We start from the raw sequence: 11,339 nt of genomic DNA, 5'->3' as shown, positions 1-11,339 counted from the left end.
AAACCTAAAAAAGCCTGCTGCGGAATCCACAGCAGGCTTTTTTATTAAGTTTTAAGATCAAAATGATGGAAATTTTGTATTATTGTAAATAACTTTATAAATAGAAATGAGGAAGATTTTTGTGGGGGGACTTTCATCCGAAACTTCTGAAATGGAGCTTGTAATATTCATTAGCATCTATGCCAGAGTTGATACAATTAAAATTGTTCGTGAAAAGTCTACTCAAAAACCAAAAGGCTATGCATTTTTGGAAATGTTTAATGACAATGAAGCCGCAAAAGCAGTAGCTGAGGTGAATGGATTAACCTTCAAAGGTAATACACTTACCGTAAAGCTAACCGAGGAAGAACCGCCAAAAGTTAAAGCTTATGTTCCGGTAAATAAATTCCAAAAAAACAAACGTCCAAGAAAGCGGATTTAAATCTCACAGAATCCCATTAAGCCCAGGAATTGATTCACAAATGAATGTTTTTATTTATAGCCTTTCGGGCTTATTGTTTACGTTTACACTGCTTTCAGTTGTTAAACACGATTATTGGGTTTTCAGGGTTTTTGACTATCCCCGTCTGCAAAAATTAGTCCTTTCGCTGGTCTGCTTAATCCTGATTATTTGCTTTTTTGATGCTCCTCCATTACATTTCTGGCTACTTTCAGCAGGCATAACAGCAAATCTGGCCTATCTTTCTTTTTTAATTTTCCCGTTTACGCCGTTTTCTAAAAAGCAGGTCTTAAACACAACCAAACACCTGCCAGAACAAAGTATCAGCTTAATGGTAGCCAATGTTTACCAGGACAATACCAATACAAAAGGCTGTTTAGCTCAGGTGTTAAAAACCAATCCCGATGTAGTTTTATTGTTAGAAACCAATGCACGATGGGATAGAGAAACAACTGAACTGTCAGCACATTACGCCTATCAGGTAAAAGTTCCTTTGGAAAATACCTATGGCATGCTCCTATACTCTAAGCTGGAACTCATAAACCCTACCGTAAAATACATGGTAGAGGAAGATATTCCATCTATACATTGTCAGATATTGCTCAAAAATGGCCAAGCCTTGCAATTGTATGCCTTACATCCTACGCCACCTGTACCAAATGAAAATCCACGCTCTACAGAACGTGATAAAGAATTATTACTGGTTGCAGATTTAGCACGGGAAAGTAAACTACCATGCATCGTTATAGGAGACTTAAATGATGTAGCCTGGAGTTACACAACTGAACTGTTTCTAAAAATGAGCCAATTATTGGATCCAAGACGTGGCAGAGGTTTTTACAATTCCTTCCACGCGCACAATCCTTTAATGCGTTTCCCCTTAGACCATGCTTTTATATCTGCTGATTTCAAACTAAAGGCGATGAAGAGATTGAACAACTGCAATTCCGACCACTTCCCAATCTATATTGCACTGCAGTATGAAGCGGCAGCTGTATTGCAGCAACAAAGTCTCGAAGCAAGTTTGGAAGATGCGGAAATTGCGGAGGAGAAGAAGCAGAAGATTTAAAATGTCAATTTTACTTTCTTATAAAAGCTGGAATAGGAAACTTATTTCACGTATACCTTATTTCCTACAATTTCAAAATCTACTGTTCGGGTTAGCATCATGCGTCTCAACACCCCAGAAATGTCGGAAGTTCTAGGTACCGATCCTTCAAATCTCAATTTTTTAGCGGCGTCATTGGTAAAAATAACCTCAACATTATACCATCTGGCTACCTTTGCCATTACTACATCAAGAGGCTCACCATTTAACAAGAAGTTACCATTTTTCCAGGCCACCGCAACAGCGGTATCAGCTTTAGCCACCACATACTTGTGATTACGGTAAACTGCTTTTTGCCCTGGTTTTAAAACATGACTATTATTAGTGGTATCCTGGGTTTTAGAATTGAGAGCGTCGAGAGCGCTAATCAGAATACTTCCTTCTAATAAAGTAGTGGTCTCCTCAGGAGCATCACCATAGCTATTGATGTTAAAATGTGTCCCCAACACAATAATCCGCTGGTTTTTTGTTTTTACAATAAATGGTAGCCTACGCAACTGAGCATCTTTAAGATGACTAACCTCAAAATAAGCTTCACCACTCAATTCCACTATCCGTTCTTTATACCCATCAAAGTTTGAGGGGTATTTTAATGTAGAACCGGCATTTAGCCAGATCTTGGTTTGATCAGGCAACGATACCAGATACCATTGCCCATATGCTGTAGAAAGGACGTTCGTAGCATCATTAGGTCCCGGCACACCTCCGGGACCATTGATGACATACACGAGCTCGCCATTTATAGTTTTCGAAATCAAAGTCCCCCCTTCCGTAGCCAGCGCACCACTTTTCACATCTGCCAAACGGATTTGTTTACCGTTTGCCAGGGTTAATGTTGCTCCGGTTTTGCCAGAGGAAATGTCATTATTTATCAGGTTATTCCCATCCTGATAGTTGTTGTAGAAATAAATACTTAGGCCTAAGACCATCACTGCAGCAGCAGCTGATGTAATTTTCCACCAAAGCTTTTTCGTTTTCAAGGGCTGATCTGATTGCCTGTTCCGCAATTCAATATCAGCAAACAAAGCATCTACCCAGGCTTCACGTGCCTGTTCATCCATTTGCTCAAATTGTGTTTCAATGGCGCCATGTTCAGCAAACCACTTTTCAACACGTTCATTTTCATCTGGAGTACTCTCCCCTTGTTGGTACTTATCTAATAAGCTCCCTAAACGATTTATGCTCATATTTACTACTTCATACACTGTTGTCGTTTCAGCCCAAAGAAAGTACCGAAGTTTTTTTTAAAATAATTTAAAAGGCTAAAAACAGGACTATAAAAACAAGTCCAGAAAGATAAACAGAAAGCTGGAAATCGACTTCCTAAGGTGCTTCAGGGCAATACTGATTTGATTTTTTACCGTTTGGTCAGACAGGTTCATTTCTTCCGCTATCTCCTTAATGCTTTTGTGCTCTTCCCTGCTCAACTGGTAAATGGTCTTTGTTTTATCAGGCAACCCCTCCAAACCCCTTTTAATGTTAAAAGCAACTTCCCTGGCGTCCAGCTCCTCGTCTAAAGAATGAAAAGCAGGCGACAAATTCCTTAGGCGGTCCGCATACTCTTCCCTAACAATGTTCTTCCTTATTTTGGTGATGACCTGATTTTTTACAATACCAAACAAATACGCTTTTAAAGTACTGTTTACAATCAGCGCTTTCCGGTCACTCCAAAGCCCTGTAAAAAGATCCTGAACTAAATCACGTGCGTCATCAAGACTGTAAAGCTTTGATTCTGTAAAACGTACAAGTACATTTACATAACGGTTATAAATTTCCGCGTATGCAGGTTGGTTTCCTTCTCTTAACAAGAGAACCAGATCTATATCCGAAAGATTTTTATATTCTACCATTATTTAAATTGTCTGCCGACACCGCACTTGAGCTCACAACGGTGGTAAAAATATAAATATTATCCAGCATTAAAAATTTTAACTTGCGTAGATGTTGGTTAACTTTGGGGCATGAATCAAGAAATTGCCGTTATTTTCGATATGGATGGTGTAATCTGCCATACTAATCCCTATCACTCCATTGCTTTCCGCGAGTTTTTTTCACTGCGTAACCTGCAGCCTACAGATGAAGACTTTGCGCAACACATGTTTGGAAAAAGTAACAGTTATATTTTAAGTCACTTCTTTAACCGCCCCGTAACCGGCCAGGAACTTTTAGATCTGGAAGAAGAAAAAGAAAGTTTGTTCCGCAAAATTTACCAACCACATATCAAACCAATTGACGGAATTATAGATTTTATCCATGATTTAAAACAAAATGGCGTTAAAACCGCTGTGGCTACGTCAGCACCAAAGGCCAACCTGGACCTCATATTTACCAAGGTTTTAGTGGGCGAACAAATGGGTTCTATCCTGGCCAGCGAAAACGTAAAAAAACACAAGCCAGATCCTGAGGTATATCTCACTTCTGCATTAAATCTGGGCGTAACACCAGAGCAGTGCCTTGTTTTTGAAGACTCCTTCTCTGGTGTATCGGCCGCTTTAAACGCGGGAATGCGTGTAGTTGGTGTACTTACTTCTCATACTAAAGAAGAATTACCACCATGTAGCCTATATATAGAAGATTACAAAGAATTGAGCTATGCAAAAGTGCTAGCCCTCTTTCAATAAACTTCTCAAATAGTTTTCCAGCTCAGTAACAGAAAGGTTTTTGGCGATGATTTTCCCTTTTGGATCAATCAAAAAATTTGTGGGAACAGCCTGGATGTCATATAAATTAGCTGCTGCATTAGGTCTTTTAAGATCTGATGCATGCAGCCATTGTAATCCATCGTCCACAATTGCTTTTAACCATTTTTCTCTTCCCACATCTATAGAGATTCCCAAAACAGTAAAATTGCTGTTTTTAAATTGATCATAAACCTTCACTAAATGCAGGTTCTCAGCGCGGCAAGGCTTACACCAGGAAGCCCAGAAATCAAGCAGCACATATTTCCCTCTTAAAGCAGAAAGTTTTAATGGTTTACCGCTAGTATCCCACTGTTCAAAATCAGGCGCTATACTACCCAATGCTATTTTTTGCCTCCTGCTAATCTTTGCAGACAGTTCAATGCCTTCCGTACTTCGCTGCGCAGTCAGGGGCATTTCACGGAGCAAACTATCCAGCTGTTTATAATCCGAAATATAGCTACCAGATTTTAAGGCAGATAACAGTACAAATTGAGATAGGCTTTCCTTTATCAGTTTCCTGTAAATCCCCATTGCACTTTTTCTAGCTGCTTCTTGGGTCTTAATCTCTGTAAAAGCTAGCTGAAACTTAGCATATGCTAAATTAATTTCCGTTCCACTTACTACAGCATTAGCTACCGAATCTTTACTGCAAATGGTTGTTACGCCCGGCACTAAATATAAAAAAAGTTCGTCATATGGCCAATGCAATCCCGGTTTTCTGCTTAAAATCAGGGAAGCGCTGGTTATCTTCTTTAGTTTCCCCCTGATCTCAAATTCACCATTCTTAAGCACAACAGAATCTGTGGTGGGTGTCCCGTCTTTTACATATTTTAAATAAAGCCTCACCGGGGCACACCACTGGCCTATTTTTCCTTTGATGACAAAATCAGTCTGCTGTGCAAAAGCAAAAGTAGGCATAAAACACAATAGCGTGTAAATTAACTGTTTCATCATGGTTATCCAGGATTAGCAACTAAGTTAGGATTCGCTTGAATTTCTGCTGCGGGCAAGGGTAGCCATGCATCATCACTGGTCCAGTTTCCTCCTTTTGAGGCAGTAACTCCATTTGCACCGCCCATCACAGCATCCAGGTTATTTGTTCTCCTAAGGTCAAACCACCTATGCCCCCATTCACTAAAAAGTTCAATTTGGCGCTCATGTAATATCGCTTGCATCAAGGCCGTTTCCGAAATATTTTGTGGCAAGGCAGGCAGCGGATCAGGAATTCCGACTGAAGCTGAAGCTCTTGCCCTACTGCGCAAGGCATTAAGATCAGCAACAGCCCCCACAACATCATTCAAATGTGCCCTTGCTTCAGCACGGATCAGGTATTGTTCACCTAGACGAAATACCATCACATTTTCCGTTACCGCACTGCCTACTAAATTATTTTTGTATTTATATGGATGAAAATAAGTGGTATTTCCCACCTCAAAACTTTTTACCCAGTTATTTTTCCTGTTGTCCCCAGCTTCAAATGCATTCAGCAAATAGGCGTTAAGTGTAACGTGATAACGTATGCCAGGGGCAGCTTGTAAAACAAAATTATAAGCATCCAGCGTATTGGTCACTGTTGGACTGGACGAAGCCAACTGCCATATTGCCTCCTGACTGTTTTTAAGAAAAACCTGGTTAATATCTGTTAAAATACTATAATTGGAATTACTAATCAATGCGGTTGCCTGGATTTCAGCGTTGCTCCAATCGCCAATGTAAAGATAGGTCCTTGCCAATAGGGCGGTTGCTGCCCCTTTATTTGGACGGATCCTTTCCGTTGTACTTGCGTTGGCAGCGTCCATGTAATTATCCGTTAAAAGTTCCTGCGCCGATAAAAGATCTGCTATAATTGCGCGGTAAACCACGGCCCTGCTGCTCCGGCTAATCACATTATTCACTTTAGGATCTGTTGAGGTAACCAGCGGGATACTACCAAACAGGTTTAAAGCATAAAAATTAAAAAAAGCCCGCAAAAATTTAGCTTCTCCTATCAATTGCCGCTTAACCAATGGGGTTATGGTTTCTGATTTATTGACACCTTCCATAGCCGCATTGGTTACATAAATATATTTGAAACAATCTGCCCAGAAGTAGGTAGAAGAGCTTGATGGCGTAATGTTATTGGTATAAAATTCTGTAGCTGCAATACCTATAAAGTAATTCTTCATTTCATCTGCCGCAGTTCCCAATAACATGCTCATGCCCCAGTTACCATCTACCATGTTTAGGCCTGAATGCATATTGCTGTAAATCCCCGTCAGCACTGCCGTCGCCGTTTTGTTGTTGGTATATACAGCTTCACCTATTAAACTATTAGTTGGTGCAGGAACATTCACGGCATCTTTGCAACCTTGTATAATAAGCAGACTGCACAACAGAAAAACTGTTGCTGCTTTCTTTAAGTTAATATCTTTTAATTTCATAATCATCTGTTTATAAAGTAATTTGTAAGCCCATGGTATACACCTTAAGTGGTGGCAATGATGTATAATCCCTGTTCTCCGGATCATAGCCTATATATTTTGTAATGGTCAGTAAGTTCTGCCCCTGAAAGTAAAACCTTGCATTTCTAACTTTTAAAACATCAAACCAACTATTTGGCAAAGTATAAGAAAGGGAAAGGTTTTTGAGCCTTATAAATGACGCATCCTTAAATTGCTGATCACTCATGGCGGCGGCATTTGAAGAAGTAATGGTACTGTAGTCTTGATTAAATCTTTGAATATTGGAAATATCACCCGGATTCTGCCAGCGCGTTAACACACCTACCGGTTGGTTGGCAGCATAAGAACCTGGTATGCCATCAACGTTAACATATTCAAAATTCGCCCCCTTTTGCTTTACAAAATGGAACAGAAAATCCAGCGTAAAGTGTTTATAGCTTAGACTATTTTGCAAGCCACCGTAATATTTTGGTGCCCTGTCTACCACACTAATTTCGTCCGTTAACATGATGGGGTCTGAAGTCAATTGACCATCTGCCCCCATAAACTGATAGAGTCCTGTTTGCGTGTCTACACCCTCATATTTATAAATCCTTGAAATGGTTAAAGGTTGCCCTATGATGTAGACTGAATTGTATGCTGTATTGGCGATATCAGGAAAGGCAACCAATTTATTGCGCGGTATGCTGAGGTTAAATGAAGTATTCCATTTAAAGTTATCCCTTTGAATATTCACAGTACTCAAAGTAAATTCCAGTCCGTTATTCTGCACTGTGGCAGGCAGGTTTTCAGAAATGAAAGCGAAACCAGTAACTGCTGATAAGGTGAGGTCAAGCAATTGATTAGAAGAACGGTTTCTATAATAACTCGCAGAAAAATTAAGCTTATTATCCAAAAATCCGAGTTCAAGGGCAGTTTCCATTTTAGTATTTTGCTCCCAGGCCAGCAGCGGATTAAAGAAACTAACTGGAAAAAGGCCCTGCGCACCGCCATAGGTATTGGTTGTAGAATTGTAACGGTCAAGGAAAGTATAGTCGCTTACCTGGTCATTACCCGAGCTACCATAACTAGCCCTCAGTTTACCGAAACTAAGGAACTTTAAATGTTCCGCCACCCAATTCTCTTTTGAAAAAATCCAAGCCGCCCCTGCAGCACCAAAATTAGCAAATTGTTTACCGGGACCAAAACGACTGCTTCCATCCCGCCTTGCGGTTAAATTAACTACATATTTTTCTTTGAAGCTATAATTGATGCGACTGTAAATGGCGTTGTATTTATAAAAAATGTCAGTTACACTTTGAGGTGTTATTTTAGAGGCCGCCTGAAGATTTCCCAGTAGCAGATCAGAGCTAAATCCATTTGCAAGGAGTTTTACCCCATCATTATGGCTTTGCTGAAAACTGGTTCCCACTAAGGCCGAGAACTGGTGGTTTCCATAGGTCAATTTGTAATTCAGCTGAGGCTCGGCAATCCAGGAACGCGTATTGGCGTGGTTAAAAGTGCTGTTACCGGAAACTGCTCCGGTTAAAGGATCCAGGGAAGTTAAAGGTATAGTCACTTTCTGGTCTGCTTGCAGATTGGTGTAACCTAAACTTGTTTTAATCTCCAGCCCTTTTACTATAGCATAAGATAGTATTAAATTACTGAGAAGGTTAGTGGTACGCCCATAATAAGGTTGCTGAAGATAAGCATAGGGATTTCCCGACCGCCAGCTACCACCAGCCCAGTTCAGGGCACCATCAGGCAAATAAGCTTCCGGTGCATTTGGAGCAAGTGTAGTTAAATAAGAGGTAGGGTCTACTTTGGGCAGCGTCGTAAAGTCGGCAATGTAGTTACCGGTAAAAACCATTTTAAAGCGCTGATTTTTAGAGCTGCTGTTTACACTAAAGTGCAGCGAACCTTTCTGATCTGATGAAGTACCAGGAAAAACAGTAGTTTCGCGGTGATAGCCACCACCTACGGTGTACTGCGTTAGCTCATTGCCGCCAGATATAGATCCCTGCGCATCACTATAGTGTGCCGTACCACCAATTAATAACTTCTGCCAGTCGGTGTAACTGTTCGGATCCCAGGTATTACCACCCAGAATATCTAAATCTATAGCCGGATCTGGTTGAACGCCATCATTTTTAAAAGCCTCATTACGCATTTGCAAATACTGCACTGTATTAAGGTATTGAACAGCGCGCGTAATTTTTCCAATTCCCTGGTAAACGTTAAAGTCTACCCTGGTTTCTCCTGCTTTTCCTTTTTTGGTTGTAATGAGAACAACACCATTTGCACCCCTGCTACCATAAATTGCTGTAGCATCTGCATCTTTTAGTACATCTATGCTTTCAATATCGTGGGGATTGATGAAGTTTAGCGGGTTGCCGCCTGTAGGATTGAGGTTGTTGTCGCTTTGCAACTGAGGGGCTATACTGTAAGGAACACCGTCAATAACATATAAAGGATCATTGCCATTTGCAATACTGTTCTGCCCCCTAATTTGCACTTTAAAATCACCTCCCGGAACCCCCGAGCTCTGCGTGATAAACATTCCGGCCACCTGCCCCTGCATAGCAGCAAGAGGATTACTTACGGGCTGCTGTTCTATACTTTTGGCAGAAACCGTGCTTACGTTACCAGTATTTAATGCTTTGGTAGTATTGTAATAACCTTTATTGATAACCACCTCTGTTAGGTTCATGTCACTACGCAGTAAGATAACGGTATGGTTGGCCAGTAACATTTTTGCAAGTATTTCTTTTATCTGATAGCCTACAAAAGAGAAAACCAGGATACTGTTTTCATCCGTCACATTAAATTTAAAAGCCCCGTTTGCAGTTGTGATTATGCCTTTGCCAGTGCCCTTTTCTTTAACAGTTACGCCCGGCATGGCCTGATTTTGATCATCCAAAACAACTCCTTCAACAGAGATACTTGCCATTGAAGCACGAATTTTATCAAAGATCGATGAAGGCTTATCTTTTACAATGATGGTTTTATCCAGTATGCTATAGGTAAATGCTTGTCCTTCAAAACATGCTTTCAGCACCTTGTCCAGCGTAACGTCGGTCATTTTTACGGTAACCGGCCTTGCAGAAACAATTAAGGCTTCATCGTAAATGAAATCATAGCCGGTCTGCATTTTTATTTTAGCAAGCACACCTTCCAGCGATGCATGTTCTTCCCTGATGGTTACCTTTTGGGCAAATCCGCTTGCGCTAACCTGTAAGATCGCGGTAGTTAATAACAGGACGATTAATCTCATAACCAGCAGTAGTTTTTTGACAAAGCCTGTTAGGCCATGTACTTTTCCAGTAAATAGTTTATACATTTGTTTTAGTATGGTTTGTTGATAGTTTGTTGTTAGCAATAAGTTGACTGGCCAGAATGAGTTGGGGGTGTTGACGCACCTCCGACTTACCTTTAAAGGCCCCGATTTTTAGTAGTTATACTTTCGAAACGATGACCCTCCTTCCTTCTAGTTTAAATTTAACTTTCCCTGTTCGTTCCATAGTCCTAAGCACTACAGAAAGTGGATTTGACCGTGATATAGAACCACCTAACTTTAGTTTTTTTGGCGCACCGGGTTCATAAATCACTTCCACATTATACCATCTGGCAATCTGCTTCATAGAGGCTGTCAGCTCCTGGTTTCTAAAAATAAAATCACCTTGTTTCCAGGCAATGACTTCCATCACGTCTACGTTTTTCAGTTCCGTACGCTGGTCGTTGCTCACATATTGTTCGCTGGGCTTCATCACCAGATCATTGTTCATCTGTATACTTCCTTCCAGCAAAGTTGTTTTGATATCCGCATCATCTTTATAGGCCGTTATGTTAAAGTGGGTACCCAAAACTGTAATTTCCTGTCTAGCTACCTTAACCATAAAAGGATGCCTTTTATCTTTGGCAATTTCAAAATAAGCTTCACCTTCTAACAAAACTATCCTATTCTTCATACCCACAAAAGATGCAGGAAACCTGAGTGCAGAAGCCGCATTTAACCACACTATAGATTTATCTGGCAAAACCACCTGATATTGTTCGCCTTTATTGGTAGCAAGCGTATTGTAACTGGGCTCAGTTCCCGAATAACGGCCTTTAGGGTTTTGGGCAGTCAACGAACTAAGTTCATAAACTATTTTTCCATCTGCAGTCTTGCTAATCTTTATACCCGCCTCGTTTGCCAGTTGACCCTGGGCCGCAGTGGCAAGTTGCAACTTTCGTCCATCAGCCAACGTTAAGGTTGCTCCATTTCGTCCGGCTAAGATATCATTCTCATAAACCTCTTCCTGCTTTTGGTTTAATCCGGCATCCCGGTTGTTAATGTAAAAAAACAAGCTCATGCCTGCTATTAAAAACAGCGTAGCGGCAATACTCCATCTTGTCCATAAGCTCAGTACCGGCTTTTTTCTATCTTCATTTTGTATGCCTTTAATCGTTTTATCCCATATAGAAGCTTTATCTACAGCCACAAAATGTAAAATTTCTTCACTTATTTTAGTTCCTTCCAACTCTTCAAGAAGCAGCCTGTTTTCTTCATTCAATTCTATCCAGGCATTAAGCTCCGCTTCTTGTTCAGCATTAAGGTTTCCCTTCAGCCTTTCGCCTATAAGTTCTGAAATGTGAAACTCGTTTTCAAGCATAATAGCAGGTTCGTTTAATATAGATACAATCCAGTT

Annotated in this window: 9 protein-coding genes; 3 read left to right on the top strand and 6 right to left on the bottom strand. The window is 40.6% G+C overall.

From position 1 onward, the window contains the following. Positions 1-106: 106 nt before the first annotated feature. Both LPB86_RS16330 and LPB86_RS16325 read left to right on the top strand, forming a co-directional pair. Entirely contained in the window at positions 107-421 is a 315-nt protein-coding gene (locus tag LPB86_RS16330) for an RNA-binding protein (protein ID WP_230645910.1), read from the top strand. A 40-nt stretch (positions 422-461) separates the two neighbouring features. Next, positions 462-1,508, top strand: coding sequence for an endonuclease/exonuclease/phosphatase family protein (locus LPB86_RS16325; protein ID WP_230645908.1), 1,047 nt, complete (start codon positions 462-464; stop codon positions 1,506-1,508). Positions 1,509-1,549: 41 nt separating this feature from the next. Here the strand turns inward: LPB86_RS16325 and LPB86_RS16320 are convergent, their stop codons facing one another. Both LPB86_RS16320 and LPB86_RS16315 read right to left on the bottom strand, forming a co-directional pair. Then, complete coding sequence (locus tag LPB86_RS16320) at positions 1,550-2,734, bottom strand: FecR domain-containing protein (RefSeq protein WP_230645906.1); 1,185 nt, start codon at positions 2,732-2,734, stop codon at positions 1,550-1,552. A gap of 87 nt (positions 2,735-2,821) precedes the next feature. Continuing rightward, positions 2,822-3,397 (bottom strand): RNA polymerase sigma-70 factor, encoded by a 576-nt coding sequence (locus tag LPB86_RS16315; protein ID WP_230645904.1) that lies wholly within the window; start codon positions 3,395-3,397, stop codon positions 2,822-2,824. A gap of 111 nt (positions 3,398-3,508) precedes the next feature. Between LPB86_RS16315 and LPB86_RS16310 the strand changes: the two genes are divergently transcribed. Continuing rightward, entirely contained in the window at positions 3,509-4,168 is a 660-nt protein-coding gene (locus tag LPB86_RS16310; RefSeq protein WP_230645902.1) for an HAD family phosphatase, read from the top strand. Here LPB86_RS16310 and LPB86_RS16305 read toward each other — a convergent pair. The 4 genes from LPB86_RS16305 to LPB86_RS16290 form a co-directional block, all read right to left on the bottom strand. Continuing rightward, complete coding sequence (locus LPB86_RS16305) at positions 4,151-5,182, bottom strand: TlpA disulfide reductase family protein (protein WP_230645900.1); 1,032 nt, start codon at positions 5,180-5,182, stop codon at positions 4,151-4,153. The two genes, LPB86_RS16310 and LPB86_RS16305, sit on opposite strands and share 18 nt — an antisense overlap. Before the next feature lie 2 nt (positions 5,183-5,184). Then, a complete protein-coding gene (locus LPB86_RS16300; protein ID WP_230645898.1) occupies positions 5,185-6,648 on the bottom strand; it encodes a RagB/SusD family nutrient uptake outer membrane protein in 1,464 nt (487 codons plus the stop codon). Positions 6,649-6,658: 10 nt separating this feature from the next. Further along, complete coding sequence (locus tag LPB86_RS16295) at positions 6,659-9,988, bottom strand: SusC/RagA family TonB-linked outer membrane protein (RefSeq protein WP_230645896.1); 3,330 nt, start codon at positions 9,986-9,988, stop codon at positions 6,659-6,661. Positions 9,989-10,103: 115 nt separating this feature from the next. Next, positions 10,104-11,303 carry a FecR family protein gene (locus tag LPB86_RS16290; RefSeq protein WP_230645895.1) on the bottom strand — a complete coding sequence of 400 codons (1,200 nt, stop codon included), beginning with the start codon at positions 11,301-11,303 and terminating at the stop codon, positions 10,104-10,106. Between the last annotated feature and the right edge of the window lie 36 nt (positions 11,304-11,339).

It is taken from the genome of Pedobacter sp. MC2016-14, from assembly GCF_020991475.1.
Lineage (GTDB): Bacteria > Bacteroidota > Bacteroidia > Sphingobacteriales > Sphingobacteriaceae > Pedobacter.
The sequence above is the reverse complement of the archived record's forward strand: the minus strand, read 5'-3'. Positions and strand labels throughout refer to the sequence as shown.